The sequence below is a fragment of the Congregibacter litoralis KT71 genome, from assembly GCF_000153125.2.
In the GTDB taxonomy this organism is placed as follows: Bacteria; Pseudomonadota; Gammaproteobacteria; order Pseudomonadales; family Halieaceae; genus Congregibacter; species Congregibacter litoralis.
The window spans coordinates 2,042,331-2,063,520 of record NZ_CM002299.1 but is presented as its reverse complement, the minus strand read 5'-3'; the positions used below and the strand labels follow the sequence as shown (position 1 = coordinate 2,063,520).

At 52.9% G+C, this 21,190-nt stretch carries 17 protein-coding genes; 5 read left to right on the top strand and 12 right to left on the bottom strand.

The features are described 5' to 3' along the window. Positions 1-15: 15 nt before the first annotated feature. The 9 genes from KT71_RS09530 to KT71_RS09490 form a co-directional block, all read right to left on the bottom strand. The gene (locus KT71_RS09530; protein ID WP_008295623.1) at positions 16-2,244 is read right to left on the bottom strand and encodes an AAA family ATPase; all 2,229 of its coding nucleotides are present in this window, start codon (positions 2,242-2,244) and stop codon (positions 16-18) included. After that, a complete protein-coding gene (locus KT71_RS09525; RefSeq protein ID WP_008295624.1) occupies positions 2,241-2,696 on the bottom strand; it encodes a hypothetical protein in 456 nt (151 codons plus the stop codon). Before KT71_RS09525 ends, KT71_RS09530 begins: the two co-directional genes overlap by 4 nt. Continuing rightward, the gene (locus KT71_RS09520; protein ID WP_008295625.1) at positions 2,689-3,258 is read right to left on the bottom strand and encodes a hypothetical protein; all 570 of its coding nucleotides are present in this window, start codon (positions 3,256-3,258) and stop codon (positions 2,689-2,691) included. The genes KT71_RS09525 and KT71_RS09520 overlap by 8 nt, the downstream gene beginning before the upstream one ends. A 2-nt stretch (positions 3,259-3,260) precedes the next feature. After that, a complete protein-coding gene (locus tag KT71_RS09515) occupies positions 3,261-5,945 on the bottom strand; it encodes a hypothetical protein (protein WP_008295626.1) in 2,685 nt (894 codons plus the stop codon). After that, on the bottom strand, positions 5,938-8,127 hold the full coding sequence (locus tag KT71_RS09510) for a hypothetical protein (RefSeq protein ID WP_008295627.1): 2,190 nt from the start codon (positions 8,125-8,127) through the stop codon (positions 5,938-5,940). Before KT71_RS09510 ends, KT71_RS09515 begins: the two co-directional genes overlap by 8 nt. Then, the gene (locus tag KT71_RS09505; protein ID WP_152025206.1) at positions 8,127-9,134 is read right to left on the bottom strand and encodes a tyrosine-type recombinase/integrase; all 1,008 of its coding nucleotides are present in this window, start codon (positions 9,132-9,134) and stop codon (positions 8,127-8,129) included. The genes KT71_RS09510 and KT71_RS09505 overlap by 1 nt, the downstream gene beginning before the upstream one ends. 295 nt (positions 9,135-9,429) lie before the next feature. Beyond that, positions 9,430-9,810: an AAA family ATPase gene (locus KT71_RS09500; protein ID WP_008295629.1), complete on the bottom strand. Its 381-nt coding sequence runs from the start codon at positions 9,808-9,810 to the stop codon at positions 9,430-9,432. Between the two features lie 8 nt (positions 9,811-9,818). Continuing rightward, positions 9,819-10,442 carry an outer membrane lipoprotein periplasmic chaperone LolA gene (gene lolA / locus KT71_RS09495; protein WP_023659533.1) on the bottom strand — a complete coding sequence of 208 codons (624 nt, stop codon included), beginning with the start codon at positions 10,440-10,442 and terminating at the stop codon, positions 9,819-9,821. A 4-nt stretch (positions 10,443-10,446) separates the two neighbouring features. Next, positions 10,447-12,765: a DNA translocase FtsK gene (locus KT71_RS09490; RefSeq protein ID WP_008295631.1), complete on the bottom strand. Its 2,319-nt coding sequence runs from the start codon at positions 12,763-12,765 to the stop codon at positions 10,447-10,449. 149 nt (positions 12,766-12,914) lie between these two features. Here KT71_RS09490 and trxB point away from each other — a divergent pair, with 149 nt between their 5' ends. The 4 genes from trxB (at position 12,915) to infA (ending at position 15,679) form a co-directional block, all read left to right on the top strand. Further along, the gene (trxB, locus tag KT71_RS09485; protein WP_008295632.1) at positions 12,915-13,877 is read left to right on the top strand and encodes a thioredoxin-disulfide reductase; all 963 of its coding nucleotides are present in this window, start codon (positions 12,915-12,917) and stop codon (positions 13,875-13,877) included. Positions 13,878-13,884: 7 nt separating this feature from the next. After that, positions 13,885-14,595 carry a leucyl/phenylalanyl-tRNA--protein transferase gene (gene aat / locus KT71_RS09480; protein WP_008295633.1) on the top strand — a complete coding sequence of 237 codons (711 nt, stop codon included), beginning with the start codon at positions 13,885-13,887 and terminating at the stop codon, positions 14,593-14,595. 34 nt (positions 14,596-14,629) lie between these two features. Next, a complete protein-coding gene (locus KT71_RS09475) occupies positions 14,630-15,361 on the top strand; it encodes an arginyltransferase (RefSeq protein WP_008295634.1) in 732 nt (243 codons plus the stop codon). A gap of 99 nt (positions 15,362-15,460) precedes the next feature. Further along, positions 15,461-15,679, top strand: a complete 219-nt coding sequence (gene infA / locus KT71_RS09470) for a translation initiation factor IF-1 (RefSeq protein ID WP_008295635.1) — start codon at positions 15,461-15,463, stop codon at positions 15,677-15,679. Between the two features lie 83 nt (positions 15,680-15,762). Here infA and clpA read toward each other — a convergent pair whose 3' ends face one another. The 3 genes from clpA to icd all read right to left on the bottom strand — a co-directional run bounded on the left by clpA (position 15,763) and on the right by icd (position 20,195). Continuing rightward, positions 15,763-18,060, bottom strand: a complete 2,298-nt coding sequence (gene clpA, locus KT71_RS09465) for an ATP-dependent Clp protease ATP-binding subunit ClpA (protein ID WP_008295636.1) — start codon at positions 18,058-18,060, stop codon at positions 15,763-15,765. Positions 18,061-18,080: 20 nt separating this feature from the next. Next, positions 18,081-18,416, bottom strand: coding sequence for an ATP-dependent Clp protease adapter ClpS (gene clpS / locus KT71_RS09460; protein WP_023659531.1), 336 nt, complete (start codon positions 18,414-18,416; stop codon positions 18,081-18,083). A gap of 525 nt (positions 18,417-18,941) precedes the next feature. Beyond that, a complete protein-coding gene (gene icd / locus KT71_RS09455; RefSeq protein WP_008295638.1) occupies positions 18,942-20,195 on the bottom strand; it encodes an NADP-dependent isocitrate dehydrogenase in 1,254 nt (417 codons plus the stop codon). A 270-nt stretch (positions 20,196-20,465) separates the two neighbouring features. On the opposite strand from icd, the gene KT71_RS09450 reads away from it, so the two are divergent. Then, complete coding sequence (locus tag KT71_RS09450; protein WP_008295639.1) at positions 20,466-21,071, top strand: pseudouridine synthase; 606 nt, start codon at positions 20,466-20,468, stop codon at positions 21,069-21,071. The last annotated feature ends 119 nt before the right edge of the window (positions 21,072-21,190 follow it).

Genomic DNA, 21,190 nt, shown 5'->3' with positions numbered 1-21,190 from the left:
CAAACACAGAAAAATTTAAAATCGCGCCGCCAGTAACTTACCAAGATTTACTGCTCGATCGTCAACGGCAACTCTTTTAACTGCGTTGCGAACGGCTTCTTGGCAACCAACCAGCACGATCTGCTTTACCGAGCGCGTGATAGCCGTGTATAGCATTGAGCGCTCAACGTTCCTTGCATCCGCCATTACAGGCATCAGCACGCGATCCCACTGTGATCCTTGAGATTTGTGCACAGTTATTGCGTAAGCCAAAGAAACGTTTTGTAGGTCCGATTGATTTGCCTCGATGCTATTTCCCTCAAAGCTGATAGTGCAGAGTGTATCTTGAGCTTCGCGTGCTTCATGGACCGCTGAAACCAGCCCCATAGAGCCGTTTCGCAAATCTCTATCGTAATCATTGATCTTAAATATCACTGGGTCCCCGACTCGGTACCGCCCAAATGCAATCTTGTCAGAGAGGTTCACATCCGAGTGCCATGACGCAATTTCCGATGAGCTGTTATATTTTTCTTGGCAACGGACATTTAATTCGTCACAGGCCTTAACCAATGGAGCAATAATCTGAACGCTGCCCAGCCCCAGCAAACGTCCGTAAAGATCTACTACCGTATCGAGCGGAGACCCTGAATTAATAAAAAAAACGCCCTCTTCAGCAGACAAGTCACCAACTTCGCTGACTCCAATCTCAGGCCACTTTCCTTCCCTAACATTCCCAGCTACTAGTGGGATGCCAGTTTTACCCGATTGACGCTTAACGACTTTCAATTCGACACGACCCAATGAAGGAAGATCAACAAGGGCATTCAACACCTTTCCCGGTCCGACTGGTGGCAATTGATAGGGGTCGCCAACTAGGACTATACGGCATCCGCTTGGAAGACGAGATAGGATATTTGCGAAACTCAACACATCAACCATGCTGGATTCATCGATCACAATCCATGATCCAGGCGGTATGTTGTCTTGATCGTTATTCTTGGTGAAAGCACATATCGTGCTCGCTGGCCTGGCCGTTGCATCGGTCATGCGTAGTGCCGCTTTCCCGGCCAGAGCCATTTGATAGATTTGAGCGAACGGCTCTGAGGCGTTAATGACCTGATACAAACACTTGAGGACCGTTGTCTTCCCAGTGCCGGCACCGCCTATTATCAAGCATAGCTTGTTAGTAGCCGCCATTCTCACTGCATCTTTTTGCTCTGCAGTGAGCTCGTACCCTTCCTCGACCTCAAACTTTGCGATAGTCGCGTCAATTGAAGGATGCTTGTTTGAAAGTTGCAGCTGGGACGCCTCCATCTTAGCGCCGGCAAGCAATTCTATATATTGAGCTACGCTGCGTTCTATCAGCCAAGACCCTGTAGTAGCCAGCATTTGATCATGCTCTACAACATTGCCACTTTCGGCAGCAATTGTGAGAGCGCTCTCCGATAACTTAGAGTCACCCAGGATTGAGTCAACAAGCTTTCTCTTTACTTGCGTACGAGACGCGCACGTAGAGCCAGTCTTCAAAATTCGGTAGAGCGCTTCTTCAACTGCCGCGCATAGGCGCCTCGTGTCATTTATCTTCACACCGACCCGCTCTCGCGCAAAGTGATCAACACGATTCCATTGTGACTCGAAACTGAGCATTCGATACGGGTTGCCCGTTATCTTCTTTTCCGCTTGGTCGCCGTAAAAATTCAAGATTTTTGTGGCAACATTTGGCTTTAGACCGACGCTATCAAGCCACGAAATTGTAGCTATCTTTGACTCTGCCAATAGCGCATCACAGAGGGTTTCAGAAGCTTCTGGTGTCAACACTCTAGACAGTGCGGCCACATCTCGCGCCCGAATTATTTCGATGAGCGAATCCCCAAACTCTTTAGTGAGCATCCATACCTTCTTGCTCCCAATACCTTTGCAAGCGGGGCTACCCGAGATCCAGCGAGCCAGGTTGGGTTGGCTAGGCTTCAGAGCATAGGCTTCTTCTGCAGACAACCAGTTTTCACGGCGTGTATAACCTCCTTTTTTCACGAGTACACTTTTGACGGGACCCGATACAAACCAAATTTGCCCCGGATGCAGGTGTTCGTAGTTTGGGAGTTGTTTAAAATTCAATGCTACCGCGTACTTTCTACCGTAGATGCACTCGCCCCAGAAAATGCCTCCGCCATTGTCCCCCTTGCTACGCCTTCGGAGCACTTCAACTTCGAGAGTAACCTCCCCACCAAACTGCGCCGAAACATTGTGCTCGTCGGCGAAGGTCACAGCGGCAAAGCTCTCCCCGTTTCAAATAGATGTGCTTCAAACAAATTGGCCTTTTTCAGTCTCTCCTTCAGACTCTCGCACTCTGCTCGAAGCTCCGCATTTGCGGACTCTAATTGCATTATTCGTTGTTTATCCTTGCTCAGAGAATCCCTATGAACACGTGGCTCAAACCCCTGATCAACCGGTGTTTTGAATACACCTTCAGATCTTAACCTCTTCTCAAGTTCCTCACGGGATGCACGGATGCGAGAATTTTGGCCAAGCGCTCGCGCATTAAAGCCAAGTTTTGTAGATACCTTTACGGGACTAAAAACCGTCAATGTTTTATCCGCGAAGTCTATCCAATCTAGTCTCTGTTCTCTGACCCTGACGAACTCCTCCCAAAGCTCAAAGTTCTTATCCCCGGCCGTCTTTGTTGCTTTTCCCTTGATAGGCTTCTTTGGACTATTCATCGTTGCTTTCAATAACACGGCGAAGAGGGACCACCTTATTTGATGTATCAACCCTTCGATCTTCGATCATCAACAAATCTCGCACCAAGGGACTAAACTTTTCGGCAGCTAATCGAACCACTTCAGCCGCGTTAACACTCTCCTGTTCCTTAAGTCTCTGCTCTGTGGTTCGAACCCGCGAAACAAGCACTTCTTTTTTTTCAGCGATACGCCCACGCCCACGGTTCTCAGCCACTTTCAAAAGTCTGTTATTCTTCGCAACCTCAAGCTCTGCATTGACCTTTGAGAGATAAGATCGAAACTCTGGTGCAAACGAAGCATCTCTACTTAGATACGACTTTTCTAAACCTACGCCCATAGCAATCGTCGCACTAAAGATATGCCATGTTTTCTTCGCTTTAAAATGATGCCTCTTAGTACTTTTTAAGATGTAAGCTAAACGCTCTTGCTTAGCTTTCTCTGTGTAAACAAAAGCCATCTTCCCTCTGTCGTTCGCACGCGCCCATTCAGGGATGTCTAAGTCGTCGTCAGAGAGCCTAGCCAAATCCTCGAAGTAATCCATATCTATATATTCTCCCGGTCAACATCTCCTAGCACATCGCGATATTTGGAAATAATCGCGTGCTGCGGATTCATCTCTTGGATACGTGATAACGCTTGACGAAGAAACTTGCGCGACTCCGCCAGAAACTCCTCTGGAACATCGCCAGCTTTCGATGATTGCAACAACGCCATATGTGGCTGAGAGCTAAAAACAATGTAATCGATGTTAGAGGACTTGCCGAAGTAGTTAATGCACCCTAGACACAACGACGGCGACGCTCTGTTCGTGTTAGATTTTTTATCGCTAGCACATTTGGAAAGGTGATCAGTCGATTCGCGAACGATACAAAAACCCCACGGATTGGCGCTCAGGGACACGATGTTCGGGATTATGCCATCCAGACTTTCAGCAATAGAAACATCATTGAGAACGGTTGTGGCAGATACTGCTCTCGAGAGAAATTTGTGAAACTTGCCTGCGTAGCCTTGACCTTCTTCTACCAGCCATCCGTGCACAAGATTGGATACAACCTTACCCCTTAACGTTTCGTGAACTCGTTGGCTATCCTTTGACTGGATATATGCAACAAACATTGCTCGAGAAATATGCTTAAAATTACTTCTTATCATCCAGCCCGCATCACCATCGAATCGACGGTAAACAGCTTCGGCCCACATGTGTCTGAATGCATGTGGCGTTGGATATAGACAATCACCTATGAGCTCCTCCGCAAGCTCCTGACTAAGTTCCCTGTCAAGTTCATTAGACTTGAGAAACAACTTTGATTCTTCGGAGAGGTGCTCGTCTAAAGTTGCAATATCAAGCACAGAAAGCTGGTGCTCATCGCCGCGCAAGTACGCTTGGTAATGTTGCGGCCAAATGTTTGCACCAGTGCGTGAGTGTAAAGTCACACGCTGCAATTCGTTTGAGGCTCGATGAAGCTGTAAATTCAACAAACGATCTTTTCGGAAAAGATCGAATGATTCCCAGTCAAAATCTGACAATGCGGTCCTCGCATCTTCGCCGTAATCCTCGATATATTGGAACCCTCGGCGAAGGATCTTGAACGGCGGGTAATCCTGTACGAAGGCTCGCCAATTCAAAGGAATCCGCAGGCGCACCCGCTGAGAACAAAGCTGCTTTGAAAAATTGTCTTTCGAGGCTGAACGAGACCCATAGCCAAAGAAAAGATAAGGCTCACTATCTCCTTGACTAGATAAAAACATACCGATTTGATGAATCAACACGCGAGCACGCGCCGTAAGCTCACGGGCCACCTTAACGTCGCCATGTGTTTTAAAAACATGCCAACTGACCTGGTATCGAAACGGGCTCGCATATTGATCTATGGGGTCTTCATTTGGCAGTGTCTCAAGAGACGACTCGGGAAACCCAAATTCGCTTGCGCGCCACCCAAGCATGGCTACGATCGATGTAATACCCGCAGCATGTACAGAGACGGGGAACGAGTAAGCGTCGCTCTGTACACCTTTCAGCGTCGGGTCAGCAGTGCTAGGGGCCACATCACCCCATTCAGGAATCTCATGTTGCTCGATTGCCTTCTCAACACTTCGAACAGCAGATTGAAAGCTTTCTAGTTTTATTGGGCGTTTGAAACGTCGTAATAAATCACTTAGATCGCTGTCAGTGCTATTAACCGAATTTTCAAAAATAACCGTTCTCAATCTATCGATATCGGTCTCGATATCAAGCTTATTGCGTGAACCATCACTTATACCTAACTGACAAGCGACTGATGTAACTCCCGATTCAGACAGAATATAAAATCTTCTTGAAAAGCTTCGATAATGTGATTCAAACTCAGAGCGGATCAGGGGTCGCAAAGTCGAAACATGCTGCTCACGCCCACTCGACATTTTTCCTTTTGGGGGGACATACGAGGCCCAGCGTGATATGGCTTCGTGATTGTTCGTTAGAAGATATCCAACCACGGAGCTGTGGTTGAGCGATATCCCGGCTTTTACCAGTATTTCCTTCGAACTCGCTATGGTTTTCTGCATTGCGTACGCAAACGCTGCGTTACGCTCGAAGTACTCTAAACAGTGATGAACGTAGTATCGACCCATATCTAACGAAAGGGTATCCAGCGACCCTCCCTTCTTCCATTCATCGAAATTCAGTTCCCCGAGGGAAAGAACATCGACTAATTTCTTTACTTCCTGAATAAAAAGACTTTCGCTCAGTTCTCGATCCACAACCGGAGGAAAGTCTAAAACAGACGTAATCGTTCTGAGTTTTGAAAGAAACACCAAAAAGTATTTGAAAAACACGTAGCCTTTTAGTCTTCGTGTTGGCCTTATTCGGTCGTTTACGACTGAGTGGGTTAAAACGAATTCAAGAAAATCACGGAGATCTTCTCGTCTAATGGTCTTTTTACCCGAATCTGCTAAATATCTTAGCGTCAAAACTAGAGCTGCACGGTCATCATTCGGCCTCGAAAAAGATCGAATTTCCTCTGTAAAAACAAGCTTTGCAAAATCTACAGCTGCCAAATTGCAGTGGCGTAGGTATTCAATACCGGAGAACTGAGCTTGATTAAAAATGCCGAAGTCGATCGAAAATCCAGAATTTCGATAGACCCACTTCTGCGACTCCCACGAGCAGACCTCGCTCTGAAATTTCGCTTCGAACAGCTTCGCAAAATTCCCCTTAGATTGCTCTGCGAGAAAATTAGCTTCAATCATAAGCCGTTAATCCATTAGCTATTTCGTCAACAAAAAGTGGGGGCAAGACGCTCTTTATTTTCTGGTATTTATCAGATGCAACCGCAATATTTTTTCGCGAGAAAACACTTAGACAATGGTGAATCCACTCGACGTTAACAACAACAGTTTCACAAAAAAACGCCAAATTTCGACGCTTCAATGCGTCAGCATTCCGATCAGCTTCCGCCAAGTAATGAAACATCGTTACTGCTGTATTGACGGAGTCATATACAATCCGTTCATCTCCGCTGTCATCATCCATGAGCAACGGACTCAAAAGCTCTGACCTTAGGCGAAGGTCAGTTGAATTTGTCGTTGACATCACTTTGGTGGCTAGAATTTTTTCACGCGCATCGAGATCAATATCATATAAATACCTTTGCCCTAAGACGTTAGTGATGTCATCGATAACAAGGCGAGTAATTCGACCGACCTGATTAACCCAATCTTTATTGTCGTCAGTTAGATAGGACAGCTTTTCCGTTTGGGAAGAGTGCGAATTGGCGTCAATCAAGTCTTCATCTCGATAAGCATCAGTTCGAGCGTGAACTGCGCTGTTCTTTATTAATGATGGGCCATAGATAAATTGCGGCAACGGTTTTGACGCCGCTTGCCTAAAAACGGGGTGGCCAATACCTGATTTGCTGCTCCATTCTTGTGTATCAGGCCCGCACATCGCATTGATAGCATCAACAAAGACATGCCCACCAGTCGGTAACGAACTCCTCAGAATTTCCCTAATAATTGGATTCGTCAAAAATTGTGTAAACGACCTCGCCGCGCCGGAATAGCTATGAGTTATGTAGGGGTTTCTGAATCTGAACCTGACTACCTCGATGACCCCGTTCTTCGATGCCGCTTCGTCCCTAATTGCTGAGAAAATCCATCTGAATCCTCTGTCTTCTACAGCTTTCAGATACCTTAAAAAAACTCGGGCAACCGGGTCACTGGCATTCAGCAGCGGCGTCTCATACTTTTTGTTAGAGCGACCTTTAAAATAGACAATCTGGAGCGAGCGGACACGGCCGTTAGGCTTCTTTGTGATAACGAAGTTAGAGCTTTTGAGGTTTATGGCGTCAGACGGCTGGACTGTTTGTGCAACCACTAGGTGATACACAAGCAATTCGATTAAGGCAGAGATATCGGGTGTTAATGCATGGGGGCGCATAAACACAGTCAACTGTTGCTTTCCGAGTGCCTCATCGCGCGTCGCATACCAATGATTTTTCATGAATTTATCGATGCTACTACCAGCGTCACTACCCGATAAACACTTAAGCGATTCCTCTGGCAGTTTCTCGAGATGCTTCGGCGCGATAATTTCGGCAATCATCACTTGCTGCAGCAACCACATATTTCTCGATGGCGGCCCTACTTGAAGAGACGACATTAGTTCGCTGAATAGTTTTCGGCCGTTCGCTTTCCGATTGCCGACATCACTTTCGACCAAAACCATTGCGGAATAAGCCGAAAGTAACGTTGGTCTTCGGAGTAACTCGTCTCTCGCCTCGAGCAAAACGTCGGCCAAATTGGAATAGGCAAGAAGAAAAGACTTCATCAAGCGCTTAGGGCTTGCAAGCGCTATGTAGGCATCACCCATCACCTCTCTGATCCAACCCACCTGGGCAAACCAACTACCAAGACTTCTCGATTCAACTTGCCATGCGGATTTTTTTGTAAGATTTCTCGAATTGTAGATGTTGCGAACAATCAATAGTGTCTTGCCTGAAACCATTGACTGCTTAATGATGTGCGCGAAGACTGTGGTTACAAAACGCACAGAGGATGCCTGTGGCTTTAGTCCTCGCTCGACATCTCTTTTTTCTATGTCACCGAGCAATGTGTATGGGACTGTCGGCATCTCAGACAAGTATTCTAAAAACTTACTTAAAGCAAAGTTTTTAGTTGCTTTCGACTTTTCAGCTAGTCCGCGATACTTAGAGCTACACAGATATGCCCCAATACCCTGAACGATAGCCTTGTGCTCAGCTGTGTCGTATGGGACTGACCCTAGAGCTACACCATTGACCATAATCTTCGCGATCGATGGTGTGGGGAATACAATCACCTCGTCGGATACCTCGCGCGCCCCATCAGAAAGGTCATTTAATAGATAGTCTTTTTCTTTGAAGTTATCCTCGATTTGATTTTCCTCATTCATCAATCGATATCCTCAATTGCGAGCATTGCATCTTTTAGGCGGATATATCTGGTAGTAACCTCTCCGGGTCTACCATCTCTACCCAGCGCATGTCCTAAGCGCTGGGCGACGATCAGAAGAGCGGCACTCTGTGATCGCGTTTCATTGCCGTGCCGGTCGAGAAGGCTCTGATGGTATAACTCGGTTGCGAACGTATGCCGTAAATCGTGGTACCCCAGAAGTGGATCAAGGTGTGGAACGAGTTTTTTGTAAGTCGAAAATCGATCCGACGCTAGACGGTCCGAAATTGGATGCCCAGCAAACCGACTATCGTTGTTTAAGAAAAACTCATCTGGTTCCGGGTAAACGTTGCTATTTTTGGCAACAGTTTGTCTCTCACCTAGGTAGTACGCGCGCATGGCCGTGACCAAAGATCTACTAAAATAAATTAATCGAGACTTGCCGCCCTTGGTTTTTGCACGCAGTAGATACTCAAATTGGTTAACACCGGAGAAATTAGAGTCATCCAGCTCAGAAAACACCCGCAGCAGTGAGTCTTTTCGTGACCTCTTCGAACCCTCGAGAAACAACCCGCAGTTTTCACGAGCTCGAAGCCCCACCTCAAACCCCATACGCAAGATAAGCACGTCCCTGAGGCTTGAACACTTTTGGAGCAATATCGTGCGATGGTCTCTAGCTACGTATTGCAGGTAGTGTTGAGAATCCTCGTTGGAAGCAGCCGCTTGACGCGCTCTTCTCTCAACCTCTATTGCAAAAGATTCACGGATCCCTACTCGATCAATAAAAGTAAAATATGCTTTTAAAGCTGCTGCATGGGCATGCAGTGACGATGATGCCAACTCACCTGGAAGAACTCTATTTACGTATTCACGAACTTTTGATGCTTGAATCTCGTGTGCGTTGTGAACGCATGGGAAGCCTTGTTCGCCACTTAGGTGGTTATTTTCAACGTATCGCAAAAATCGGAATAGGTGGTTTTGGTAGCTTTGCGCAGTATCCCTGCTCACAGGCTCAGGCTTCCACAGCGAGCCTCTTTTTCCATCGACCTTGATGTCTTGGACTACGATTACGCTCCCGAACGTATCGAGGTGGAGGGAGTAGATCAAAGGTAAGAGCAGTGGCACTCCATCGCAATCAAAAAACACCTGGATGGAGTTGTATGTCCGGGATTCAAAGGTAGCGCCCTGTAGCCGGAAATTCTTTAGCTTAGTTTTTCGCAGAGGAATCCTCTGAGGAGGTAACGTCCTCGCGAGTAGTACAATTAATATGACTAATTAAATACAACGCCTATTCTCAGGTAATCTAAACAAAAATACAACTAAATAGACAGCTAAATAATACAAGCCATAACACGAACAACACACATTGCCGACCGGCCCCACGCTCAGCCTCGCCCACGGACACGGCCTCACGGATGGCTTTGACGCCGTCCATAACGGCCGAAAGCTTGACCATGCGACTGCCGCTGGCATCGCAGAGGAGCTGCGCCAGCGTGGTTTTCCCCACGCCCGGCGGCCCCCAGAGAATCATGGAGTGCAGGGGCTCTCCCCGCAGGCAACGCGCCAAAGGCTTTCCGTCGCCGAGAAGATGACTCTGCCCTACCACCTCTATCGCCGCTGTCGGTCGCAGGGCCGCCGCCAGGGGCTGGGCCGGCGCCGGTTGTGCAAACAGATCGTCACTCATGGGGACGCTTAGTAGTCAGAGGGTTCGTAAACATCGACGCCCGGGGGCGGCGTGAATTCGAAGTCCCCTGCTGTCAGAGCTGCGGGAGCTGCATCAGGGGTCAGGGCAAGATCAATCGTCTGCCCGCTGCGATCCACGACCGCCATAGCAACAACCGCCTCGTCCTTCCAGGTGATATCCACAGAGGCAAAGCCCGCCTGAGGAAAAGTCGGCACCAGGCGTACCTGCCCGGGGCCCAGGACCTGGGTGGTAAATTTTTCTCGCAACTCATCGCTATCGCCGGCGAGAAGCTCCAGAGGCGTAAACTCATTGGTCTGGGAGGTATCCCGCCGCGTTGCAGCGGCCAGATCGCGATCGTAATGCCAGAGGTCGGTGCCCGACACGACGATTAACTGCTGATCGGGTTCCTGTATTTCCCACCGGAAAAAGCCCGGCCGCAGCACTGCGTAGCGGCCCCGGGTGCGTTCCAGGAGCTCCCCGTCTTCATCGGACAGCTCCTGTACAAAGCTGCCCCGGGCCTGGGACTGGGAAGCGAGGAGCGCCCACACGTCATCGCTCTCGCTCCGGGCGAGTCCAGGGGCCGCGTTGAGCAACAGTCCTGCTGCTAGCGCTCTGATAATTGCCTTGAACACGTTGTTAATCCTCAAGGGGAGGCGGTGCGATGACCTCCCGCTGACCATTGCTGCCCATTTCCGTGACCACACCGGCCGCTTCCATGGCTTCGATAAGCCGCGCTGCACGGTTGTAACCAATGCGCAATTTGCGCTGAACGCTGGAAATCGACGCCCGCCGGCTCTTGGTGACAAAGTGCACCGCCTCATCGTAGAGGGCATCACTTTCATCATCACCCTCCGATGCCTCCGACTGCAGCTCTCCCGGCGTCACCGCCGTACTGCTGCCCTCGTCCAGCAGCCCCTCGATATACGCGGGCTCGCCACGACGCTTCCAGTCGGCAACCACACGGTGCACTTCGTCATCGGACACAAAGGCACCGTGTACCCGCGTCGAGAGACTGCTGCCCGGTGGCATGTAGAGCATATCGCCGTGACCCAGTAGCTGCTCAGCACCGCCCTGATCAAGAATCGTGCGGGAATCGACTTTCGAACTCACCTGAAAGGCAATACGCGTAGGGATGTTGGCCTTGATGAGGCCGGTGATGACGTCCACGGAAGGACGCTGGGTGGCAAGTACCAGGTGAATCCCCGCCGCCCGTGCTTTTTGCGCGATACGCGCGATCAGCTGTTCCACCTTCTTGCCGACGATCATCATCATGTCGGCAAATTCATCGATCACCACCACGATAGCGGGAAGCGCTTCCAGCTCCGGAGCGCTCTGCTCCTCCACGGGCGTCATGGACAGTTGATCGGGCACCCATAGTGGATCCTCAAGCGGCGTGCCCGCCTTCGCCGCGTCCTGAATCTTACGGTTGTAGCCCGCGAGATTTCTGACGCCAAGAGATGCCATGAGTTTGTAGCGCCGCTCCATTTCCGCGACGCACCAGCGAAGCCCGTTCGCCGCATCTTTCATGTCCGTAATTACCGGCGTGAGCAAATGGGGAATGCCATCGTAAACGGACAATTCCAGCATCTTTGGATCCACGAGGATCAAACGCACATCGGCCGGCGTGGACTTGTACAGCAGACTGATGAGCATGGCATTGACGCCCACGGACTTACCGGAGCCGGTGGTACCCGCTACCAGCAGGTGTGGCATGCGGGCGAGATCTGCGACCACCGGTTGACCGGAAATATCATGGCCGAGGGCCAGAGTCAGCGCAGACTTGGACTGGTCGAAGGTGCGCGAGGACAAAACCTCGCGGAAATTTACAATCTCCCGATGCTCGTTGGGGATCTCGATACCGACGACGCTTTTGCCCGGGATCACCTCCACCACGCGCACGGAAATCACCGCGAGGGATCGCGCCAGATCCTTGGCGAGATTCGATATTCGCGAAACTTTCACGCCGGCCGCCGGCTGGATTTCAAAGCGTGTGATCACAGGCCCGGGGTACACGGCGGTCACCTCTGCGGTGATGCCAAAATCCGCGAGCTTGAGCTCAAGAAGCTTGGAGAGTTTTTCCAGGGCTTCGGGGGAATACCCCTCGCTGGCATCCCGCTCCGCGGGATCGAGAATCTCCAGAGGCGGCACTTCTCCGGTCACCGGGGCATCAAACAGCGGCACCTGCTTTTCCCGCTCTACCCGTTCGGACTTCTCCGGCGGCGGTTTCAGCGGTTTAATCTTGGGTGGCGTGCGTTTTTTCTCTTTCTCGACGTGTTGGTCGATGACCTGCCGGCGGGCTTCGAGCTGTTTTTCCCGGGCTCTGCGCTCGGTGATACTGTCTCTAAAAGCCAGAACACGGGTCTTTGCCTCTCCCGCGCCGTGGAGTGCAAGACCGCCGAGGCGATCCATGAGCCGCAGCCAGCTGAGATCCGTAAAAATGGTCATGCCGAACAGAAACACCGCCAGAAGAATCAGCCGCGCGCCAAAACCACTGAAGGCCGTATCCATGGCTGAGCCCAGAGCCAGACCGATGATGCCCCCGGCACCCTGAGGTAAAGAGACCACACCGCCCATATTCAAGGCCGCCAGCGCTGTTCCCGACGCCATAACAAGAACCAGCCCCAGGGCCCGCACACTCAGCACCGCGCCGGAAAACGCACGAGGCTGCTGTCGCTCGGCAAACAGCAGCGCAGCGCGGTAAGCAAGCATCAGAGGAAAAAGGTAGGCCAGGTAACCCACCAGGGAAAAGCAGACGTCCGCAAGCCAGGCCCCCGTAGGACCTCCCAGGTTCTTTACCGTGCCGCCGGAGCCCGTGCCGGACCAACCGGGGTCTGCCTGGGAGTAACTGACGAGACTGACCAGCAGATAGGCGCAGATCGCCGCCACGGCAATAAGCAATCCCTCCCGCAGACGCGGGGAGACAGTATCCTGAGCCTCTGTCTGTTGCCGGGGCATTTCAATAACCTCTGTAGCGAGGGCCTAGTTTCACGATGTTTTCTATTTTATTCAATAGCTTAACGTAATTTCCTGATATTAATTTGATCTTTGCTCGATGCGCGGTGTTCCATTACCATGAGCGCCTTTTTACTTGAGACCTCTACACCATGGCCGACGTTCAACATCACAAGCTGATCATACTGGGTTCCGGCCCCGCGGGTTACACGGCAGCCGTCTATGCGGCCCGCGCCAACCTCGACCCCATAGTGATCACGGGTATGCAGCAAGGGGGACAGCTGACCACCACCACGGAGGTTGAGAACTGGCCCGGCGGCGCCCACGATCTCCAGGGTCCCGGCCTCATGCAGGATATGCTCGAGCACGTGGAGCGTTTTGGCACCTCCGTGATCTTTGACCATATTGATTCCGTGGACCTCAGCTCGCGACCCATCCGGCTGAAAGGTTCCGGAGAATACAGCTGCGATGCACTGATCATAGCCACAGGGGCGTCGGCACAATACCTCGGGCTTCCCAGCGAAGAGCGATTCCTCGGTAAGGGCGTCAGCGCCTGTGCCACCTGCGATGGCTTTTTCTATCGCAACAAACGCGTCGCCGTCGTGGGCGGCGGAAATACCGCGGTGGAGGAAGCCCTGTACCTCTCAAATCTTGCGGAGAAAGTGATCCTTGTGCACCGCCGCGACAGCCTACGAGCGGAGAAAGTACTGCAGGACCGTCTGTTTGCCCGGGAGGCGGAAGGCAAGGTTGAGTTTCGCTGGAACCATACCCTTGCCGAGGTCCTCGGCGATGACTCGGGTGTGACCGGTATGCGCATTGCCCCCACCGATGGCAGTGCTCCTGAAGATGTGGAACTGGAAGGGGTATTTATCGCCATTGGACACAAGCCCAACACCGATATTTTTGTCGGACAGCTGGAGATGAATGGCGGTTATATCAAGGTCCACAGCGGTACCGAAGGCAACGCCACGGCCACCAGCGTACCGGGCGTGTTTGCCGCCGGTGATGTCGGTGACCATATCTATCGACAGGCGGTAACCTCCGCGGGCTTCGGATGCATGGCGGCCCTGGATGCCGAAAAGTACCTCGATGAGATAGCCAACCAGCAGGCCTGAAGAATTAGTGCCCCTCCTCCATTATCTGGAGCCCGGCGAGGATTTCCCTCCCAGCAGTGAAGCCCTCGCCTACCCCAGCGGTCTTCTGGCCGCCGGGGGTCGCCTTGACAGTGCGACACTCCTCAAAGCCTACGGGCGCGGCATTTTTCCCTGGTACGAGGCACCTCAGCCGGTGCTCTGGTGGACTCCAGACCCCCGTTCCATTTTGCCTCTCGAAGACCTCCACGTTTCCCGATCCCTGCGAAAGACCCTTCGTCGCGACGCATTGACCCTCAGCATTGATAAGGCCTTTGCCGATGTGATGGAGGCCTGCGCCGCCCCTCGTGACGGTCAGCGGGGAACATGGATCGACAGGGACATGATCCAGGCGTACCACAGGCTCAGTGAGGAAGGTCATGCGCACTCCATCGAAGTGTGGCGTGAGGGAACCCTCGTGGGCGGCCTGTATGGCGTCGCCATCGGTGGGGCCTTTTTTGGTGAGAGTATGTTTTCCCGTGAGACGGATGCGTCCAAGATCGCTCTGGTGGCTTTGGTGTGGGTCCTCAGGAAGCGCGGCGCCGTCTTTATCGACTGCCAGATTGAAAGCGAACACCTGAACAGTCTCGGGGCAAGGAACGTGTCCCGAGTGGACTTTGAGAATCGACTTCAGCACACTGTGGACATGTCGCCAGCTACAGACAACTGGGTCCTGCCCGAGAGTACCGGAGCGCTCCTTTGACGCCTCCAGCAAGCTTCAATGCGAGAGCGATCGCATGACTTCCTCACTCCGCGACCTTAAGGTGTACACCACCTACCCGCACCGCTGCAGCTATCTCGAGGAAGAAGAAGCCACCACCCTGTTCATCGACCCGCGCCAGTCGGTGGATCAAACCCTCTACAGCAATCTGTCGATGCTCGGATTTCGGCGCAGCGGCAACCACATCTATCGCCCCCACTGCAGTCATTGCAACGCCTGTATCCCTGCCCGGGTGCACGTCAATGATTTCAAAGCCAACCGTAGTCAGCGCCGCTGTCTGAAGCGCAACAGGGATTTGGAAGTCACCATACGCACCTCGGTATCCAACGATGAGAGCTACGCGCTCTATGATCGCTACATTCGTGCTCGCCACGCCGATGGCGATATGTATCCCCCGGATCGCGATCAGTTTGAGTCCTTTCTCAATAACCCCTGGGACTGCACCGAATACTGCGAGTTCCGTGCTGAGGGGCGACTGGTGGCGGTTGCCGTTGTCGACATGATGCTCGACGGACTCTCTGCGATTTATACTTTTTTTGACCCCGACGAAACCACCCGAAGTCTGGGCCGCTACGCAGTGCTCTGGCAGATTGAGAGAAGCCGAAGTCTGGGACTGCCCTACGTGTACCTCGGTTACTGGATCCGCAACTGCGACAAAATGTCCTATAAATCGGACTACCAGCCCCTCGAACTACTGATTAATAATCAGTGGCAGCGTTCCACGGAAGGCTTGATAGAAACCTTTTAGGCAGGTACCCAAGTGCCAGTTTTCACACACTTTTACGGTAGCTCTTGGAGGGCTTTTCGGGCAGAATGCGCGCTGATTTTTTACTGTAGTACAAGATGAATGGCTAAAGAAGACCAAATCGAGATGGAAGGCGAAGTGGTAGACACCCTGCCCAACACCACCTTCCGCGTCAAACTCGAAAACGATCACGTGGTAACCGCGCACATCTCCGGAAAGATGCGCAAGAACTACATTCGTATTCTTACCGGGGACAAGGTGCGCGTAGAACTGACGCCTTACGACCTCACAAAGGGTCGTATTACTTACCGCGAACGCTAGTACCGCGAGCGCCAGGATTACCTACGTCACCGGTTTCATCCGGCTATGACGCCGCGGGGCTTAACGCCCCGTAACTCCAAGCCTTAACTTACGGTCATCTCATCTTTGGTGGAGTCTTCCGCCTCGGGGACCGTAACTTCCAGCCCGTCGCCGTCGGCATTCAAACGCACCAGTGCTGTGCCCCCGGAGTTCGACAGCGCCCCGAACAAGACCATCTCTGCCAGGGGTTTCTTGATGTGATCCTGAATCACGCGGTCCATGGGTCGGGCTCCCATGTGCTGGTCGTAGCCCTTCTCTACCAGCCACAGTCGTGCGTCTTCATCCACATCCAGCGTGATGCGCTTCTCATCCAGCTGCCCCTGAAGCTCCGCGAGGAACTTGTCCACCACCGTGAGAATGACATCCTCACCGAGGGGCTGGAACTGCACGATGCTGTCCAGACGGTTGCGGAATTCCGGCGTAAACATGCGGCTGATGGCCTCCATGCCATCGGTGCTGTGATCCTGAGCAGTAAAACCAATGGAGCGACGACTGATGGTCTCCGCACCCGCGTTCGTGGTCATGACCAGAATAATATTGCGGAAGTCAGCCTTGCGACCGTTATTGTCGGTCAGGGTGCCGTGATCCATCACTTGCAATAGCAGGTTGAACACTTCCGGGTGAGCCTTTTCGATCTCGTCCAGCAACACCACGGCGTGAGGATGCTTGGTAGCCGCGTCCGTAAGCAAGCCGCCCTGGTCAAAGCCCACGTACCCCGGCGGCGCACCGATGAGGCGTGACACCGTATGGCGCTCCATGTACTCGGACATGTCAAAGCGAATCAGCTCAAGGCCCAGTATCTTGGCCAGCTGCCGCGTAACCTCGGTCTTACCCACGCCCGTGGGTCCGGCGAGAAGGAAGGAGCCGATGGGCTTGTCACCGCCACGAAGTCCCGCCCGCGCCATCTTGATGGACGTAGACAGGCTGCTTACGGCATCGTCCTGCCCAAAGACCACCATCTTCAGATTGCTCTCCAGCTTGAGGAGCACATCCTTGTCGTTGCGGTTCACGGACTTTGGTGGGATTCGCGCAATCTTCGCGACCACGGCTTCCACATCGTGCTTGCCAACGACTTTCTTACGCTTGGAAGGCGCCTGAAGCTGCTGAAAGGCGCCTGCTTCGTCGATGACATCAATCGCTTTGTCGGGCAGGAATCGGTCGGTGATATAGCGAGCCGACAGATCTGTCGCTACCCGCAGCGCCTGATCCGTGTAACGCAGACCGTGATGCTCCTCAAAACGGGACTTGAGGCCCTTGAGAATCTTGTAGGCATCGTCGGTGCTGGGCTCCATGACATCGATCTTCTGGAAACGACGACTCAGGGCCTTGTCCTTATCAAAGATTCCCCGGTATTCCTGAAACGTTGTGGACCCAATGCAGCGAAGCCTGCCGGAGGTCAGCAAAGGCTTGAGCAGATTGCTGGCATCCATGACCCCGCCGCTGGCCGCTCCCGCGCCGATAATGGTGTGGATCTCATCGATAAACAGCACCGCCCCCTCGCGGCGCTTGAGCTCCGCCAGAAGGCCTTTGAAACGCTTTTCAAAGTCTCCACGATACTTCGTTCCCGCCAGCAGTGAGCCCAGATCCAGGGAATAAACCTCAGCACCTTTAAGCATCTCAGGCACGTCGCCATCTTCAATGAGCTTAGCCAGGCCCTCGGCGATAGCGGTCTTGCCGACACCGGACTCACCCACCAACAGGGGGTTGTTTTTGCGTCGGCGCGCCAACACCTGAATGACGCGCTCCACCTCCGCTGAGCGCCCGATAAGCGGATCAATGCGTCCTTCGCGGGCTTCCTCATTAAGATTGGTTGCAAAGCTGTCCAGAGGATTGCTCTCGCCCTCTTCTGCCGCGCCCTCGGTTCGCTCCCCTTCGGGTTCACTGGCGCCACTGTCTTCGCCCTCGTCGACTTTGGATATGCCGTGGGTGATGTAATTGACGACATCGAGGCGGGAGACGCTCTGGGTCTTCAGAAAATAGACGGCCTGGGACTCCTGCTCGGAGAAGATCGCTACGAGCACATTGGCGCCGGATACTTCGCTGCGCCCGGAGCTTTGCACATGAAACACGGCGCGCTGAAGCACGCGTTGGAACCCCAGAGTTGGCTGGGTCTCCCGCTCCTGCTCCTCTTCGGGAATCAGGGGTGTGGTGGAATCGATGAACTCCACAAGATCGCCTCGAAGCGCGCTTAACTCAGCGCCACATGCCTTGAGCACTCGGATAGCGTCGTTGTTATCCAGCAGTGCGAGTAGCAGGTGCTCCACCGTCATGAATTCGTGTCGGCGTGAGCGCGCGGAACGAAATGCGTCGTTCAGCGTCTGCTCTAATTCTTTACTTAGCATGCACTATCTCCTTCGATGCGCTAGTCCTCGGATGCTTCGATTTCACACAGCAACGGGTGCTGATGGTCCCGAGCATACTGATTGACCTGTGCAGATTTGGTCTCCGCGATGTCCTTGGTGTAAATCCCACAAACCCCCTTACCGTGGGTATGCACGGTGAGCATGATCTGCGTAGCCTGTTCGCGGTTCATTTTGAAAAACACTTCCAGTATCTCAACGACAAATTCCATGGGCGTGTAATCGTCGTTAAGAAGTACCACCTTATAGAGGGGCGGCCGTTTAACTTTTGGCTTTGCTTCCTGCAGGGCGAGTCCACCGTCGTCGCCGCCATGCTCCTCGTTTTTGTCTGCCGACATGAGCCAGGGCCTCGCACGATGAGCGTTGGCACCCATGAAAGGGGCCGGGTTGTAAGCCGGGTTCATCGCCGGGTTCACTGCGTCAGTTGACCCGGTCACAGGAATTGGAGGAGCCGTTTGGTCAGGGCCTTGAGCAGGTTCAGCGCTTTGCTGGGCAGCCGCGGGCGGCTGCATAAAAGCGTGATCATACGACCCGTGTGCACCGCTGGATCCGGTGGAAACTGGCAGCGGCTGCCCAGGCTCCCCGTTGGTATTTTGCGGAGCAGACGGCGCTTTGATTAGACAAATATGGCTTTGCATTGTCTCGATTATAAAGCTTTTGAAAGGGAGCGCGAGGCTTCGGGAGCAATGCTTTCAAATTTCTCTCAGCCACTGGCTTTCTGGGCTTATGGGGGACTCAGACGCAAAAAAACCCGCACGGGTATTCCCGGCGGGTTTCAGCGCTAGCACGCTCTGAGGCGATCCAGCGAGGGAAACTGAGCGGAACCCAGGCGTGAGAGATAAGCCCGGGTTTCCGCCGGACTATCACATCGCAGCGATGATTTTTTCGCCAAATCCCGAGCAACTAACCAACGTTGCCCCTTCCATCAGACGCTCAAAGTCATAGGTGACCGTGCCGTTCTGAATCGCTCCGTTCATGCCATCAATGATGAGGTCGGCGGCTTCATTCCACCCCATGTGGCGGAGCATCATCTCGGCGGAGAGAATCAGGGAGCCGGGGTTCACCTTGTCCTGACCTGCGTACTTGGGCGCGGTGCCGTGGGTCGCCTCGAACAGCGCAATCTTGTCCGACAGATTCGCTCCGGGCGCGATACCAATACCGCCAACCTGGGCAGCCAGGGCGTCAGAAAGGTAATCACCATTGAGGTTCAGGGTGGCAACCACGGAGTAATCCTTGGGCCGCGTCAGAATCTGTTGCAACATCGCGTCGGCGATGACATCTTTGATGATGATCTCCTTGCCGGTGTTGGGGTTCTTCACCGATACCCAGGGACCGCCATCGAGCAGCTCGCCACCAAATTCTTCCTGAGCCAGCTCGTAACCCCAGTCCCGGAAGGCGCCTTCCGTGAACTTCATGATGTTGCCCTTGTGTACCAGGGTAACCGAGGGGAGATCCTGGTCGATGGCGTATTGAATGGCCTTGCGCACCAGGCGTTTGGTCCCCTCTTCGGAAACCGGCTTGATGCCGATACCTACGTTGGTGGGGAAACGGATTTTCGTGGCGCCCATTTCCTTGATGATGAAATCGACGACCTTCTTCGCCTCGTCGGTCCCTGCTTCATATTCAATACCCGCATAGATGTCTTCGGAATTTTCCCGGAAAATCACCATGTTGCAGTCACCAGGCGCCTTCACGGGCGATGGCACGCCTTCGAACCAGCGCACAGGACGGAGACAGGTATAGAGATCCAGCTCCTGACGAAGGGCCACATTCAGGGAACGAAAACCGCCCCCTACCGGTGTGGTCAACGGCCCTTTGATACCCACGGAGTATTCTTTAATGGCTTCCAGGGTCTCTTCAGGGAACCAGTCGCCTTCATAGAGCTCTGCCGCTTTCTCTCCCGTGTAAATCTCCATCCATGAGATCTTTTTCTTGCCGTCATACGCTTTGGCGACGGCCGCATCCACCACATCAATCATCACCGGGCTGATATCGACGCCGATGCCATCGCCCTCGATGTAGGGGATAATGGGATTGTCAGGCACATTGAGGCTGTTGTCGTCGTTAACGGTGATGCGTGTGCCGCTGTCTGGCACCTTGATATGCTGATAACCCATAAAACCACTCCAGATTTGCTTAATGACTGATTACTGGTAAACGATATCGAGCCCTGCCCTTTTTTTGAAGGACGGCTCCTTTGAGACCGTTTCTTTCGTTAGGCGTCTTATTGCTGGTATCGCTGGTGTTACTCGTGTGTTACTCGTATCAGCGCTCGTAGCAATAAAAAGCGTTTCGCGTTTTTTGATCGGGAGTACCCCGCAAAAAATCGCGGCTCATGTTATCAGAACGGAGGGCAGCATGGCGGCCTTTTCACTGAATTTCCATTGATGTCAGAGCTGATTCTTTTTCATAAACCTTACCGGGTGCTGAGCCAGTTTACGGATTCCGAGGGTCGTGGCACCCTTGGGGACTTCATCACCAAGGCCGGATTCTACGCCGCCGGACGTCTCGACTATGACTCCGAGGGCCTGCTCCTGCTGTGCAACGATGGACGGCTGCAGCAGCGTATCGCCGACCCGCGCTTCAAGCTGTGGAAAAGCTACGCGGTGCAGCTCGAGGGAGACATAACGGAAGCGGCTCTTTGCAGCCTCAGGGACGGCGTTGAGCTGAAGGACGGCGCGACCCTCCCGGCCCGCGCCTCGATCATTCGCACACCGGCGTTCTGGCCGCGGAACCCACCCATCCGGGAGCGCAAGACCCAGACTACAAGCTGGGTAGAAATCAGCATTCGCGAAGGTCGCAATCGTCAAGTGCGCCGCATGTGCGCAAAAGTGGGTTTTCCCGTGCTCCGCCTCATCAGGACCCGTATTGGCGATTGGGGCCTCGACGACCTGGCACCGGGAGAGTACCGCACAACACAGGTCAATCTGCCCACAAGCGACGGCAACACTAAGGCGTCTTTTAAGAAGCGAAGCCGCAGGCGCTCTCCATGAGAAAGGCCCCATGCGCCCCGTTGAAACAACGGCCAGACATGGCGTCATTCTGTTAGAATGCAGCGCCTTAAAATTCGCTGTCACAGTCGGAGTAGGTGCTTAACGCCCCTTCGATTTTT